Annotated in this window: 15 protein-coding genes and 1 other annotated feature; of the genes, 7 read left to right on the forward strand and 8 right to left on the reverse strand. The window is 32.0% G+C overall.

Annotated features, from left to right (window positions below; translation table 11 throughout):
- Window positions 1–265: 265 nt before the first annotated feature.
- Window positions 266–570, forward strand: a binding site (T-box leader).
- Window positions 571–619: 49 nt separating this feature from the next.
- The 7 genes from trpE to trpA are packed head-to-tail and all read left to right on the forward strand — an operon-like array spanning window position 620 to window position 6,935.
- The gene (gene trpE / locus KPL38_RS14065) at window positions 620–2,050 is read left to right on the forward strand and encodes an anthranilate synthase component I (RefSeq protein WP_216289776.1); all 1,431 of its coding nucleotides are present in this window, start codon (window positions 620–622) and stop codon (window positions 2,048–2,050) included.
- Window positions 2,050–2,640, forward strand: coding sequence for an anthranilate synthase component II (locus KPL38_RS14070; protein ID WP_216289777.1), 591 nt, complete (start codon window positions 2,050–2,052; stop codon window positions 2,638–2,640). Before trpE ends, KPL38_RS14070 begins: the two co-directional genes overlap by 1 nt.
- Window positions 2,618–3,619: an anthranilate phosphoribosyltransferase gene (trpD, locus tag KPL38_RS14075; protein ID WP_216289778.1), complete on the forward strand. Its 1,002-nt coding sequence runs from the start codon at window positions 2,618–2,620 to the stop codon at window positions 3,617–3,619. The genes KPL38_RS14070 and trpD overlap by 23 nt, the downstream gene beginning before the upstream one ends.
- Window positions 3,616–4,383, forward strand: a complete 768-nt coding sequence (gene trpC, locus KPL38_RS14080; protein WP_216289779.1) for an indole-3-glycerol phosphate synthase TrpC — start codon at window positions 3,616–3,618, stop codon at window positions 4,381–4,383. The genes trpD and trpC overlap by 4 nt, the downstream gene beginning before the upstream one ends.
- A complete protein-coding gene (locus tag KPL38_RS14085) occupies window positions 4,376–4,972 on the forward strand; it encodes a phosphoribosylanthranilate isomerase (protein WP_216289780.1) in 597 nt (198 codons plus the stop codon). The genes trpC and KPL38_RS14085 overlap by 8 nt, the downstream gene beginning before the upstream one ends.
- Window positions 4,972–6,147, forward strand: a complete 1,176-nt coding sequence (trpB, locus tag KPL38_RS14090) for a tryptophan synthase subunit beta (protein ID WP_216289781.1) — start codon at window positions 4,972–4,974, stop codon at window positions 6,145–6,147. The genes KPL38_RS14085 and trpB overlap by 1 nt, the downstream gene beginning before the upstream one ends.
- Window positions 6,144–6,935, forward strand: coding sequence for a tryptophan synthase subunit alpha (gene trpA, locus KPL38_RS14095; protein ID WP_216289782.1), 792 nt, complete (start codon window positions 6,144–6,146; stop codon window positions 6,933–6,935). The genes trpB and trpA overlap by 4 nt, the downstream gene beginning before the upstream one ends.
- 112 nt (window positions 6,936–7,047) lie before the next feature.
- Here the strand turns inward: trpA and KPL38_RS14100 are convergent, their stop codons facing one another.
- The 8 genes from KPL38_RS14100 to aroF form a co-directional block, all read right to left on the reverse strand.
- A complete protein-coding gene (locus tag KPL38_RS14100) occupies window positions 7,048–7,548 on the reverse strand; it encodes a shikimate kinase (protein ID WP_216289783.1) in 501 nt (166 codons plus the stop codon).
- 3 nt (window positions 7,549–7,551) lie between these two features.
- The gene (aroE, locus tag KPL38_RS14105; protein ID WP_216289784.1) at window positions 7,552–8,376 is read right to left on the reverse strand and encodes a shikimate dehydrogenase; all 825 of its coding nucleotides are present in this window, start codon (window positions 8,374–8,376) and stop codon (window positions 7,552–7,554) included.
- A 37-nt stretch (window positions 8,377–8,413) separates the two neighbouring features.
- Window positions 8,414–9,553 carry a prephenate dehydratase gene (pheA, locus tag KPL38_RS14110; RefSeq protein WP_216289785.1) on the reverse strand — a complete coding sequence of 380 codons (1,140 nt, stop codon included), beginning with the start codon at window positions 9,551–9,553 and terminating at the stop codon, window positions 8,414–8,416.
- 61 nt (window positions 9,554–9,614) lie between these two features.
- Window positions 9,615–10,685 carry a chorismate synthase gene (gene aroC, locus KPL38_RS14115; protein WP_216289786.1) on the reverse strand — a complete coding sequence of 357 codons (1,071 nt, stop codon included), beginning with the start codon at window positions 10,683–10,685 and terminating at the stop codon, window positions 9,615–9,617.
- Window positions 10,666–11,958 (reverse strand): 3-phosphoshikimate 1-carboxyvinyltransferase, encoded by a 1,293-nt coding sequence (gene aroA, locus KPL38_RS14120; protein WP_216289787.1) that lies wholly within the window; start codon window positions 11,956–11,958, stop codon window positions 10,666–10,668. The genes aroC and aroA overlap by 20 nt, the downstream gene beginning before the upstream one ends.
- A 28-nt stretch (window positions 11,959–11,986) precedes the next feature.
- The gene (gene aroB, locus KPL38_RS14125; RefSeq protein ID WP_216289788.1) at window positions 11,987–13,063 is read right to left on the reverse strand and encodes a 3-dehydroquinate synthase; all 1,077 of its coding nucleotides are present in this window, start codon (window positions 13,061–13,063) and stop codon (window positions 11,987–11,989) included.
- Window positions 13,056–13,916, reverse strand: coding sequence for a prephenate dehydrogenase (locus KPL38_RS14130; protein ID WP_216289789.1), 861 nt, complete (start codon window positions 13,914–13,916; stop codon window positions 13,056–13,058). The genes aroB and KPL38_RS14130 overlap by 8 nt, the downstream gene beginning before the upstream one ends.
- Before the next feature lie 12 nt (window positions 13,917–13,928).
- A complete protein-coding gene (gene aroF, locus KPL38_RS14135; protein ID WP_216289790.1) occupies window positions 13,929–14,942 on the reverse strand; it encodes a 3-deoxy-7-phosphoheptulonate synthase in 1,014 nt (337 codons plus the stop codon).
- Between the last annotated feature and the right edge of the window lie 187 nt (window positions 14,943–15,129).

Raw genomic sequence — 15,129 nt, forward strand, 5'->3', positions numbered from 1 at the left:
ATTGAAATTTTCATATTAATTTACAATATTTTCAAGAGGCATAGCCTAAAATTTGAAATAGCTTAACTCCTACCGGAGAAAATATAGCTTTTTGTGGCTTAATCATTATATAAATTAAGAATCAAATAATGTATTTAATTATAAAACACAATGACACACAAAATAATCCATAACATTAAAATAAATAATCCATAACATTAAAATAAATAATCCATAACATTAAAATAAATATTGACAATCATAAACTAAAGATGTATCATGTTAAACAATATCAATGAACAGAAATAGTAGATAAGGGAATTAAGTTTAAGCGAATCCGGAATAGTGAAAGCTGGGTACTGTAGCCGTTATTGAATGGGTCTGCGAGATGTGATGCGAACTAGTAGTAGCATTAACCGGAGTGTCTACCGTTATATGGACAGGGTATCGAGAAATCCGTGCCTGACAAAGATATTTATTTAGGTGGTATAACGAAATTTTGCATTTCGTCCTTTCATAGGATGAAGTGTTTTTATTTTTTTGTGACTAAATAACTAATATGGGTGGCACCGCGGTCACTTCGTCCCATTAAACAGATGAAGTGTTTTTTTGTACAAAAAAATAGAGGGGTGATGATAATATGGTTAATTTAACTCAGAAAGAATTTAATAACAAGAAATCTTCGAAAGTGATTTTTCCGATGTTCACTAAAATCAATGGTGATGAACTTACACCAGTAAATATCTATTATAAATTAAAAGGGAAATATAAATTTCTACTTGAAAGTGCTTTATCTTCTAAAGAGGAATCAAGATATTCCTTTATGGGTAGCAACCCATATATGATATTAAGTAGCCGAGGTGAAAATGTAACTATAACAAAAGGAAATGAAATTAAAGAGAAAACAGGTAAGATATTAGATTTTGCAGAAGGTCACTTACTTAAAAAATATGATAAGAATGACTTAGACCTACCTTTTATTGGAGGCGCAATTGGTTATATTGGTTATGATGTAGTACGACAATATGAGAAATTACCCGACAATAACTCAGACGAACTAAATTTACCAGAAACCTGTTTACTTTTTTATAAAGAATTTATATGTTTTGATCATTTTAAAAACACATTAATGTTAATTCATAATGTGTTCCCGGGCGAAGATGAGGATTATGATACTGTTATAACTAAATTGAATACTATGATATCGATGATTAATGAAGAGATCGTACATCATAAATTAGTTGAAAATTCGCAAAATAATAAAGTGATTTCTAATTACAAAAGAGAGGATTTTTGTAACCTTGTTGATACAGCAAAAGAGTATATAACATCAGGTGATATTTTTCAAGTAGTCTTATCTCAAAGATTTAAAGTTAAAAATACCATAGACCCTTTTGAAATATATAGGAAACTGCGCCGTAGCAACCCGTCCCCTTATATGTTTTATATAGATTTTGAAAAATTTAAATTAGCTGGAGCATCACCTGAGAGTTTGGTTAAAGTTAAAGGTAACGTGGTAATGACTAATCCCATTGCCGGCTCAAGACCTAGAGGTAATAATGCAAAAGAAGATCAGCTATTAAAAGAAGAATTGTTAAACGATGAGAAAGAACTTGCAGAACATTTAATGCTAGTGGATCTTGGTAGAAATGATATAGGAAAAATAAGTGAGTTTGGATCTGTAAAGCTAGATAAATTTATGAAGGTCGAAGCCTTCTCTCACATAATGCACATATGTTCAAAGGTGTCAGGTACTTTAAAAAAAGAATTAAATTGCTTTGATGCACTTAAGTCTTGTTTACCAGTAGGAACAGTATCTGGAGCCCCTAAGATAAGAGCAATGGAAATCATTGATGAACTAGAAAATACAAGACGTGGTATATATTCAGGTGCTATTGGTTCTTTCTCCTATGACGGTAATATGGATACTTGTATAGCTATAAGAACAATAGTATTTAAGGATGATTTTGCTTATGTTCAAGGCGGTGCTGGAATAGTTTATGACTCTGTACCTGAGACAGAATACACTGAAACCATGAATAAAACTATGGCATTAATGGAGGTATTATAATGATTTTAATAATAGATAATTATGATTCCTTTACTTATAATTTATATCAGTATGTAGGTGAATTGTATAAAGACGTAAAAGTTTTAAGAAATGACAAATTTACAATAGAAGGATTAAAAAAATTACCACTAGAAGGTATTATTATTTCTCCTGGACCAGGTAGACCAGAAAATGCAGGTTTAAGTGTTGAAGTAATAAAAGCTTTTGAAGGTGCAATACCAATTATGGGTATTTGTTTAGGACATCAAACTATAGGTTATGCCTATGGTGGAAAAATTATAAAGGCACCAGAAATAATGCATGGGAAAACTTCTATCATTAACCATAATGAAAAAGGATTGTTTAGTGGTTTAAAAGACAATCTAAAAATAATGAGGTATCATTCTCTAATTGTTGAGAAATTTAGCTTACCAAAAAGTTTAGAAATTACCGCACAAACAAAAGATGGATTAATAATGGCAATAAAGCATAAAGATTTTCAGATATATGGGTTGCAGTTTCATCCCGAATCAATATTTAGTGAGGGAGGAAAAGAAATAATAAAAAATTTTGTGGAGGTGATTTGTAATGTTAAAGATGATAATAAGTAAAATTATATCTAAGCAAGATTTAACAGAAAAAGAAGCTTTTTCTTTCATGAATGAAATTATGAAAGGCACCGTAACGCAAGCTCAAATTGGAGGTTTCCTTGTTGGTTTAAGAATGAAAGGTGAAACAATCGAGGAAATAACTGGTTGTGCAAAAGCCATGAGAGATAATGCAAAACATATAACTTTAATTAGTGATTATGCCATTGATACATGCGGAACTGGTGGTGATGGAGGAAAAACTTTTAATATATCTACCGCCTGCGCTATAATTGCATCAGCCGGTGGGATAAAAGTTGCTAAACACGGTAATCGAGCTGTTTCTAGCCAAAGCGGGAGTGCAGATGTACTCACTGAGCTTGGAATTAATATAAATGTAGAACCAAATGTTGCAGCAAGATTAATTGAAGAAAAAGGAATGGCTTTCCTATTTGCTCAAAACTACCATTCAGCCATGAAAAATGCAGCTTTGCCAAGACGTGAAATAGGCACTAGAACTATTTTTAATATCTTAGGTCCCTTAACTAATCCTGCTTTTGTGAAGGGCCAGGTGCTTGGCATTTTCAGTAAAGATTTAACCAATCCAGTTGCTCAAGTTCTAGGAAGGCTTGGATCGGAGAGAGCACTTGTAATTCATGGTGAAGATGGTCTAGATGAAATAACCACTACAGGTTTCACCTATGTCAGCGAATTAAAAGATGGATTTGTTACTGATTATAAAATATATCCAGAAGATTACGGTATCAAAAGGTCAGTTCTTAAAGATATAAGTGGTGGCACTGCTAAAGAAAATGCAGGTATCATACTAAATATACTAAAAGGGAAAAAAGGACCTCAAAGGAATATTGTAATAATAAATGCAGCTGCAGCTTTATATATAGGTAAAAAATGTGAAACTATTAAAGATGGAGTATCAATGGCAAAAGAATTAATTGATTGCGGCAAAGCCCTACATCAATTAGAGGAGCTTAGATTATCATGAATATATTAGATAAAATAGTTGAAAATAAGATTATTCAAATTAAAAAAGAAAAGATTCAAAAGCCATTACAAAGTTTAATTAATATAGAATGTAGAATAGTAAGAGATTTTGAAAAAGCACTTAATGGAAATAACCTATCCATTATAGCTGAAGTAAAAAAGGCTTCTCCATCGAAGGGACTTATTGACCCAAATTTTGATCCTGTAAAAACTGCATTAAACTATGAGAAATATAGTGTTGACGCTATATCAGTCTTAACTGAGAAAAAATATTTTTTAGGAGACGATAAAAATATAAGGTTAGTTAAAGAAAATGCATCTATGCCTGTATTAAGAAAAGATTTTATTATAGATAAGTATCAAATATATCAATCTCTTTTTCTTGGTGCTGATGCTATTTTGTTAATTGTAGCAGTACTTAAAGATAAACTAAAATCTTATTATGAACTTGCAACCTCCCTAGGACTTCATTGCCTAGTAGAAGTTCATAATAAAACTGAAATTGAACTTGCATCAGAATGTGGATGCAAAATAATTGGAATAAATAATAGAGATTTGAATAATTTTAATGTCGATATCTATACTACAGAAAAACTAATGAAATATATACCAAAATGTAAAACTATAGTATCTGAAAGCGGAATAAAATCCATTAGCGATGTTAATTACTTAAAATCAATTGGAGTAAGTGCAGTACTTATTGGTGAATCCTTTATGAGAAATCCAGCTAGCGTGTCTTCCTTTCTTATGGCATGCCATGACTAAAATTAAAATTTGTGGAATTAGAAGGTTAAAAGACATTGAGTATCTTAATGAACTCCTACCGGATTATGCTGGATTCATTTTTGCTAGTAGCAAACGACATGTAGATAAGGAACATGCGTACGATTTAATAAAAAATTTGCATAAAAGCATTCAAAAGGTTGGAATTTTTGTTGATGAAAAACCAGACGTGGTACTAGAAATTGCCGATAAATTAAAACTTCAAGTTCTCCAATTTCATGGTCACGAAAATCAAGAATATATAAATAAATTTAATGGATACAAAATTTGGAAAGCATTTAAAATTAGCAATGCTTTGAGTATTTCTAAACTAAACAATTACAAATGCTCGAAATTTCTCTTGGATAATACCTCTTCTGGTTCAGGAAAAAACTTCGATTGGAATTTAGCTGAGAAAAAAGTTGACGGTCAAAACATAATATTAGCCGGTGGATTAAATAGTGAAAATGTAGAACAAGGAATTATAAAATTTAAACCTTACGGGGTTGATGTGTCTAGTGGAGTAGAAGTAAATGGGTTTAAAGATTACGACAAAATAAAAGAATTTATTAAGAAAGTGAGGGAATTATAATGAAAGGTAGATTTGGACAATACGGTGGACAATATGCACCAGAGACAGTAATGAATGCAGTTATAATACTTGAAAAGGAATTTGAAAAAGCAATTGCAGACCCTGAATTTATAGCTAAATATAAATATTATCTTAAGGACTACGCAGGCCGCGAAACTCCGCTATATTATGCAGAACATCTTACAAAAAAATTAGGTGGAGCAAAAATATATTTAAAAAGAGAAGATTTAAACCATACAGGGGCTCATAAAATTAATAATGCCATAGGACAAATACTTCTTGCAATAAGAATGGGTAAAAAAAGAATAATAGCAGAAACTGGAGCAGGTCAACATGGGGTTGCGACTGCTACTGTAGCCGCAATGTTCGGCCTTGAATGTGAAGTATTTATGGGTGAAGAAGATATAAAAAGACAGTCTTTAAATGTATTTAAAATGAAGATGCTAGGAGCTAAGGTAACCTCAGTTACTACAGGCACGGGCACATTAAAAGATGCTGTTAATGAGGCTCTCAAAAACTGGGTTGGTAATGTAGATGATACTTTTTATGTTGTTGGCTCTACCGTGGGATTACATCCATATCCCACTATGGTTAGAGATTTTCAAAGAGTTATTGGAGATGAGGCAAGAAGACAGATATTAGAAAAAGAAAATAGATTACCTGATTACATAATAGCATGTGTTGGTGGTGGGAGTAATTCTATGGGCATTTTCTACCCTTTCATTGAGGATAAATCTGTAAAGCTTGTTGGAGTTGAAGCAGCAGGCAAAGGATTGGATACTGATAAGCATGCTGCAACTATAACTAAGGGTAATGTCGGTATCATTCACGGAATGAAAACATACGTGCTTCAAGATGACGATGGTCAAATAATGCCTGTATATTCGATATCTGCAGGTCTTGATTACCCTGGGATAGGGCCTGAGCATGCTTATCTACATGATACACATCTCGCTCAATATGTCTGTGCTACAGACGATGAAGCAGTTAATGCATTTATGGAGCTCACTAGAGTTGAGGGAATTATTCCAGCTATAGAAAGTGCTCATGCAGTTAGCTATGCTATGAAACTCGCACCAACATTACCTAAGGATAAAATAATTATTATTAATCTTTCAGGACGTGGCGATAAGGATATAAATACAATTGCACAATTAATGGGGGTAAAACTATGAATAGAATAGTTAAGAAATTTGATTATCTTAAATCAAGAAACGAAAAAGCCTTTATACCTTTTATAACAGGAGGAGATCCTAATTTAGATACCACCTTAGAATTAGTTCTAACTCTTGAAAAAGCTGGAGCTGATATAGTAGAAATAGGCATTCCATATTCTGATCCTATGGCTGATGGTCCTGTAATACAAGCTTCTTCTACTAGAGCTTTAGCAAATGGTACTAAAGTACGTTCTATTATGGACAAGGTTAGCGAAATACGAGAAAAAACACAGATTCCACTAGTATATTTACTTTACTACAATTCAATATTTAAATATGGTGATGTAAAGTTTTTTGAAAAGTGTAAGGAAGTGGGTATTGATGGATTAATTATTCCAGATTTACCACTCGAGGAGAGATCCGAAGTAATAAAAATAGCAGATAAATACGATATTTGCATAATTCCGATGGTCGCTCCAACATCACATGATAGAATTAAACCAATAACTAATCATGGAAAAGGCTTTGTATATTGTGTTTCCGTAAATGGAGTAACAGGAACAAGGCAAAAACTTAATACAGACATTAAAGAATACATGGATTTAATTAAAACCTACACTGATATGCCTAAAGGTCTTGGTTTTGGAATTTCTAATGCTGAAATGGCCAAAGCCTATGCTCCATATTGTGAAGCTATTATTGTTGGAAGTGCAATAATAAAATTGATTGCAAAGGGTGGTACAAAAGATGAAATACTAAAAAGAGTATATGATTTTGCTTTAGATATAAAAGCTGCAATAAATTGAACTATAAAAAAGCTGTTGATTTCTCAGCAGCTTTTTTATTTATGTTAAATCATTAGTACATGAGTTAACTATGATACATTAGCTAATAAATTTAATCATTTATACTGTGTCTTCATTTACCATATTTACTATATATTTGTACAATGTTATTCACTACCTCATCCATACTTCTAATATTTATTACCTCATGGTCGCAATATCTTTTATATAATGAATTTCGCTCCTTAAACAATCTATAAAGCTTAGTTGAATCCTTTGCAAGTAAGGGTCTACCATCGACATCTATATCAGTTACTATATTTTCAATAGGACGATTGATATAAATTATGATTCCATTTTTCTTTAGATTTAACATGTTTTGATGTCTTTTAATTACACCACCACCAGTTGAAATAATTATAGCATTTTTTTCTGATAAATAAGCTACTGCAGTAGATTCTAAGTCTCTAAATACAGTTTCACCATCTTTAAATATTTCACCGATAGTAAGATTTGTACTAGTTTCGATATAGGCATCTATATCTATAAATGTCATCTTTATTCTTTCTGAGAGCATTTCTCCTATTGTACTTTTACCACAACCCGGCATTCCAATTAAAACTATATTTTTCATTGTCTAATTTGCTACTTTCTTTTCTAATTCATCATAAATGTCATCAATTATGCTCTTTGGGATCTTAATATCATTCCAAATTTCCTGAGCAGCAATGCCTTGACCAACTAGCATATAAAGACCATTAACAGCTTTTAGCCCTGCATCCTTCGCATACTTTAAAAATAGAGTTTCCTTAGGGTTGTAAACCATATCTACAGCACTTTCGAACTTACTAATGTATTTCTTTTCAATTGCTGAATTATTTAAGTTAGGGTACATTCCAAGAGGTGTACAGTTCACAACTATGTCTGCTTGTTTAATTCCTTCTATTTCATTATAGGAAATCAATTTACAAGAATTAAATTTACTATTTTCTTTGAGCTTTAAGACATTTCTTGTTACTACAGTAATTTGATTAATCCCATTATTCAATAAATACTGTACCATAGTAACAGCTACTCCACCATTACCGAATATTACAGCTTTTTTATTTTTCACTTTTATATCATTTTTATCAAAAAGCATTCCTATTCCAAAGTAATCTGTATTATAACCAATAGTCTTGCCTTTTTCAAACTTTATTGTGTTTACAGCTCCTATCGCTTTTGCCTCTGCACTAATCTCATCAAGGTACTTCATAATTTCAATTTTATAAGGTATAGTTACATTAATACCTCTTGGCTTAATAACCTTAAACCCTTCCATCGCTACTTTAACATCTTTTTTTTCAAGTTCAAACAAATGATAATACCCTTTCATGTTTAGCTTGTTAAATACCATTGAATGTATTTGTGGAGAAACACTATGTGATAGTTTTTCTCCAAGTAAACCATATAACTCTGACATAAATTTTCCTCATTTCTTAACATGATTTTTGTAAACATTATTCAATATTGATAATTTCGCTTCTATAATTACCAAGTATCTTAAAATAACGACTATTTTTTTTAATTAACTTAATTGAAGATATAATCTTATCCTCATTTATATTTCCCTCAAAATCTATATAAAAGAAATATTCCCATGGTTTATCCTTTATTGGTCTCGATTCAATTTTCAAAAGATTTATATTATTCTCTGCAAAATGTTTTAAAACATGATATAGAGAGCCTGCTTTGTGAGTGGTTGATAAAACTAAACTAATTTTATTACTTTCAAGCGTTGACTCCATATCCTTTCCAATGACAACAAACCTAGTCATATTTGTTGCATTTGAATTTACATTCTTTTGAAGTATTTCTAAATCATATATTTCTGCTGCCTTAGTGCTAGCTATTGCAGCCAATGTTTTGTCATTTCTATCTTTAACCAATTCTGCACTTTTAGCAGTACTCTTATAAGGGATAAGTTTCCAACTTTTATAACCTTTTAAAAATTCCATGCTTTGTTCTAGTCCTTGCGGATGAGAATAAACTTCTTTGATATTATCTAAGGTTGAGCCTTTAATTCCCATTAAATTTTGACTTATTTTGAGATATTTTTCTCCCGTTATATAAAAGTCATATTTTTTAAGAAGATCATAAACCTCAGATATTGCTCCCGTTGAAGAATTTTCTATAGGAATAACACCATAATTTATTTTTCCATACTTTAATTCCAAAAATATATCTTCAAACTCACTTATTGCTTTTGTGTCCACCTTTTCGCCAAAATACTCCTTTAAAGCCTGTTCGCTAAATGAACCTGTAACTCCATAAAATCCAACAGTCATTTGTTTAGATGTAGGCAAAACTTGTTCTCTATTTAAAGTTTTATTTTGAAACCCTCTACTTATTTCCATAACAGATTCGAAGAATTCTTCTACCTCTAAAAACAAATCCTTATTTTTAACTAGATTTAAATTTTTCTTTATAACTGCCTTTTCTCGTGTCTTGTTTAAAATTGCAATGCCATTTTTCTTTTTATATTCAGCTACCTTTAGAACTGTTTCCATACGATTCTCAAATAATGAAACAAGACTAGAATCAATTTTATCAATTTGATTTCTCAAATCATCTATGTCAAAATCATTCAAATTACTCATTAAAACACCTCCTCAATCATCTTCGTCGAAGCTATTCATCTTCTTTCCTTTTGAAATGTTGTTAAATAAAATCTAAAATACTCATTGCAGCGCAAGCTTCAATGACTGGTAGTGCTCTTAAAACTATACATGGGTCATGCCTACCTGTAACAGATATTTCTGAATTTTCACCAGTTGCCATATCAACAGTATTCTGAGTTTTTGCTATGGATGGTGTTGGTTTCATTGCAACTCTAAAAACTATTGGCATTCCATTAGAGATGCCACCATTAATTCCACCATTGTTGTTAGTTTTTGTTAATACTCTTACATTATCTATATAAGGTTCATCATTAGCTTTACTTCCTCTAAGTGTTGTTATTTCAAAACCCAGACCAAATTCTACACCTTTTACTGCAGGAACAGAAAACAACAATTGAGATAGATTACTTTCTATAGAATCGAAAAATGGTTCACCTAGTCCACAAGGTACATTTAATATAGCGACTTCAATTATACCTCCAACCGAATCAGTTTCTTCCTTAGCTTTTAATATAAAGCTCTTCATTTCTTTTCCTTTCAAGTCATCAATCACTGGGAAATCTTTATGTAGAACATCGGCTAAGGTCTGTATCTCTAAATTAACGCTATCAAAATAGTTGTCATGCACATTCCCAATACTTAGAATATGACTTCCTATTACAATTCCCTTGTCGAAAAGTATTTGTTTTGCAACAGCCCCCGCAAAAACAAGTGGAGCTGTAATTCTTCCTGAGAAATGTCCTCCACCTCTGTAATCGTTAAAACCTGAATATTTAACTTTTCCGGTGAAATCTGCATGACCAGGTCTTGCTAAATCCTTTAATTTGTCATAATCTTTTGAATTTTGATTTTCGTTAAAAATTACACCACAAAGAGGTGTTCCTGTGGTATATCCATTAAAATACCCACTTAAAATCTCGACCTTGTCTCCCTCGAATCTTTTAGTTGAAAATTCATCGCGCCCTGGAGCCCGTCTTTGCATTTCACCATTTATAAAATCCATATCAAGCTCTATTCCTGGTGGTAATCCATCAATAGTTATTCCTATCCCTCTGCCATGAGATTCACCAAATATAGAATACTTAACTTTTTTACCCCATTGTCCGCTCATTAACTTTCCCCCCTAGGCTCTTAAAATCCTCATAAAACGATGGGTAGGATTTTTTAACTGCTCCACTATCCTCTATTATGAGTTTCTGCGTGCATCTAATTGAAGCAATTGCCATAGCCATAGCTATTCTATGATCATTCCAACTACTTACAACTCCACCATTAAAACATGGTTTCCCATGAATTAAAAGTGAATCCTCTCTCTCAATAACCTCTGCCCCAATTTTATTTAGTTCTGTCGCCATAGCCTTTAATCTATCCGATTCCTTAATTCTAACTCTACCAGCATTAATAATTTCTGTTGTACCCTCGCTTAAAGCGGCAAGAACAGCAACTATTGGCACAAGATCAGGACATTGAGATGCATCAATAATGGTGCCCTTTAAATCTGATTTTGAAGCTTTTAAAATACCGTCCTTAATAGTAATACTTCCACCCATTTCTTTAATTATATCCACTATTACTCGATCACCTTGAAGCGATTCCATATTTAGATCCATGCATTCAACTTCACCACCTAAAACACCCGCAGCTAGATAAAATGCAGCTTGAGAAAAATCACCTTCAACTCTGTAATTTCTTTTATTATAATGTTGATTGCCTTTTATTTTGAATTCTCTATAATTATTATTTTGTATTTTTACTCCGAATTTAGAAAGTACATCTAGGGTTAAATCTATATAGCCAATAGATTCCATTTTTGTACTAATTTTAACTGTTGAATCTCCATCTAATAAAGGCAATGAATAAATAAGTCCTGTAATAAACTGAGAACTTACATCTCCCCTAATTTCAAAGATGCCAGGTTTAAGACTCCCTTCTACTATTAAAGGCAAGTTACCATTACTTGTAGTGTACTTTATATTCTGCTTATCAAAAATATCATAATATGGTTTAAGTGTTCTTTGTACTAGTTTAGACTTACCATTAAAAATTATTTTTTCCCCAGTTAACATAGATATAGGAATTAAGAAACGTAAGGTTGATCCACTTTCATTACATTGTAGCTCGTTACTGACAGTTTTATCGTGAGCAAGTCGTAGTTTCCCCTTTCCACATACATTAAGACTATTAGGCAATTGTTTAATATTAACTCCAAGTTTCTCCATTATATCGCAAGTGGCTATAATATCCTCAGACATACTAATATTATCAATACAACATTCTCCATTACTTAATCCTGCAGCAATAACTGCTCTATGAGATAATGATTTAGATGGTGGAATTTTTACTTTTCCATTTAAGGGGCCTGGTCGAATTATAACTGATTTCATTACTTAACACCTCACTTCAAATTATAAACTATTTAATGATTTTTTCCATATAATTTTTTATGTTAGATATATCAATTTTTTTAATAAAACTATTCCCGATAGATTCTATCAATATAAAGTTCATAGAACCACCAATATTTTTCTTATCGTGACTAATAGTTTCCATTATAGCTTCATTATTTATTTCAGGTAAAGCCCAGGGCAGATTGTATTTAATTAAAATGTCTTTTATAGTAGCAGATGTACCAATCTTAGTTATTCCTAATTCTTCTCCTAATCTTGTTATAGAATACATTCCCATTGCCACTGCCTCTCCATGAGAGTACAATGCAAAATTAAAAAACTGTTCGATTGCGTGACCAATGGTATGGCCATAATTCAATAACATCCGCTCTCCCGTATCCAACTCATCAGCTTCAACAATATTAGCTTTTATAGAACAACAGGTATATATGATTTCATCTATTCCTTTTAAAAGTGCTTCTTTATTTTCATATTTCATTAATTTATTAAATAGCTTACTGTCTTTGATGGCACCATATTTTATAACCTCTCCCATGCCATCGTTTAAAAACTTGTCGTTAAGTGTTCTAAGTAGCAATGGATCAATAAAAACTGCCTTTGGCATATAAAAATTTCCCACAAGGTTTTTCCCACGGGGAAGGTCTACAGCAACCTTTCCACCTACACTACTATCAACCTGTGCAAGTAGCGTAGTTGGAATTTGTATAAGTGAAATACCCCTTAAGAATGTAGCTGCTGCAAAACCAGCCATATCTCCAACAACCCCGCCACCGAAGGCAACTATAATATCACCTCTGTTTATCTTAAAGTCTAACAGTTTGTCATACACCTCGAGTAGAGTCTTAAATGATTTACTTTCTTCTCCTGCTTTTACAACAATTTTAAAGGTTTCAAAACCTGATCCTTTTAATAAGCTAATAATTTTTTGACCATAAAACTCATTAACGTTAGAATCTGTTACTACAACTATTCTTCTTCCTTTATATATCTTCTTAACTTCTGCTCCAATTTCCTCTAATAATCCATTCTTAATGTATATTGGATAACTCCCAGTGGACGCTTTAACTTCTATACTATGCACCTTTACCTATCTCCTTTCTCTTCTGCGTTGCATTCTCAAATCTTTCCTTAAGAAAAACTTCATCATTATTTATTATTGCAGTTTTTATTTGTTTTAAATTGTTTTCAAAATCTTCTATTTTACTAATTATATTTTCCTTATTGTATAACAATAATTCAGGCCATAATTCACCGTTTATAGTAGCAACTCTAGTTGTGTCTTTAAAACTTCCTCCAATAAATTGAGATATCCCAAGTATTGAGCTATTACAATCTATTAAAGAAACAGCTATAATATGTGGCAGCTGACTAGTATACGCGATTATATCATCATGCTCCTTAGGAGTAAGATGCACTATTCTTTTGCAGCCCATACCCTTAGCTATTGACGCTACTAAATTTACATTTTTTTCTTTGTTCCTATTGATTGGAGTTAAAATATAATTAGCATTTTTAAACATATTTTTAGTTGCAGCCTTAAGCCCGGATTCTTCTTTCCCTGCCATAGGATGTCCCCCAATAAAATCTAAATCTGATCTAAGTACAGGCATTATTTCATTTATTAAATTGCATTTAATGCCAGCGGTATCTGTAATAACTGCCCCTCTTTTAAATAAGCTCATATTACTTTTTACAAATTTAATAGTCTTTTGGGGATAAAGTGCAAGTATCACAATATCAGAATTTCTAAGTGGTATTTCTGGACTTGTATATCCTTTATCTATAATATTCATTTTTTCCGCCGCTATCAAAGTAGCTTTGTCAATATCTATAGCCCAAATATTTTTAGGTTTTAATTCTCTTAGTGCCATAGCAAATGATCCGCCTATAAGGCCTAATCCTACAATTGTAATATTAAAGTCAGTGCAATCCAAATTTACCTCCTCCTAAACTATTTTATTTTGTGTTTTTGCAATTGCTCTTATAGATTCCATAAGAGCCTCAAATTTCTCGGGTTTTAATGATTGTTGGCCATCACTCAATGCGTTAGTAGGGTCATAATGCACCTCAATTTCAAGACCATCTGCACCAACAGCTATAGCAGCTTTTGCAAGTGGCTCTACTAACCACCATTTACCAGAAGCATGACTTGGATCTACTATAACAGGTAAGTGACTTAGTTTCTTAAGTACTGGTATCGCACTTAAATCTAAAGTGTTTCTTGTAAATGTTTCAAAAGTTCTAATTCCTCTTTCACATAGAACTACATTTTCATTACCCTCAGACATTATGTACTCTGCAGCCATAAGAAGTTCTTCAATAGTTGCACTCATACCTCTTTTTAAAAGTATTGTTTTATTGCATCTTCCTACTTCCTTTAAAAGATCAAAGTTTTGCATGTTTCTAGCTCCAATTTGCAATACATCTGCATAACGAGTTATTTTATCAACAAGCTCTACACTCATAACTTCAGTTACTACTGGAAGTCCTGTTATTTTTTTTGCTTCTAATAATATTTTTAAACCCTCTTCCTCCATGCCTTGAAAGCTGTATGGAGAAGTTCTTGGTTTATATGCTCCTCCTCTTAGAAAATTTGCTCCTGCTTTTTTTACATCTTTTGCAATATGTATTAACTGCTCTTCACTTTCCACAGCACATGGGCCTGCTATTATCGCTAATTTTTTTCCACCAATTGTTAAGTCGTCTACCTTTATTATTGAATCATCTGGATGAAAAAGTCTATTAGCTCTTTTGTAAGGAGCTTGAACTCTCATAACTTTATCAACACATTTCTCTGCTTCAATTTGACCTTCGTTTATTACACTTGTGTCTCCAACAAGCCCTAAAACGCACTGATTCTCTCCTTTAGAAACATGGACTATGTAACCTAATTCCTCTAATTTTTTCTTAATAGCTAAAATTTGCTCTTTTTTAGCATCTGATTTCATTACAATTACCATGTAAAATTCCTCCTAAAATATTGTTTAAGTCTTTATTTTATTAATGCGTTTAGCTTATAATTTGTTATAAATAATTAATCGAGTAGGAGCTAAATAATTAGTTTATTTAGCGACCTCTCACACCACCGTGCGTACCGTTCGGTACACGGCGGTTCAATAGAAATTAATGTTTTAATAAATATATTTC

This window comes from Clostridium psychrophilum (assembly GCF_018861705.1).
Lineage (GTDB): Bacteria > Bacillota > Clostridia > Clostridiales > Clostridiaceae > Clostridium_AD > Clostridium_AD psychrophilum.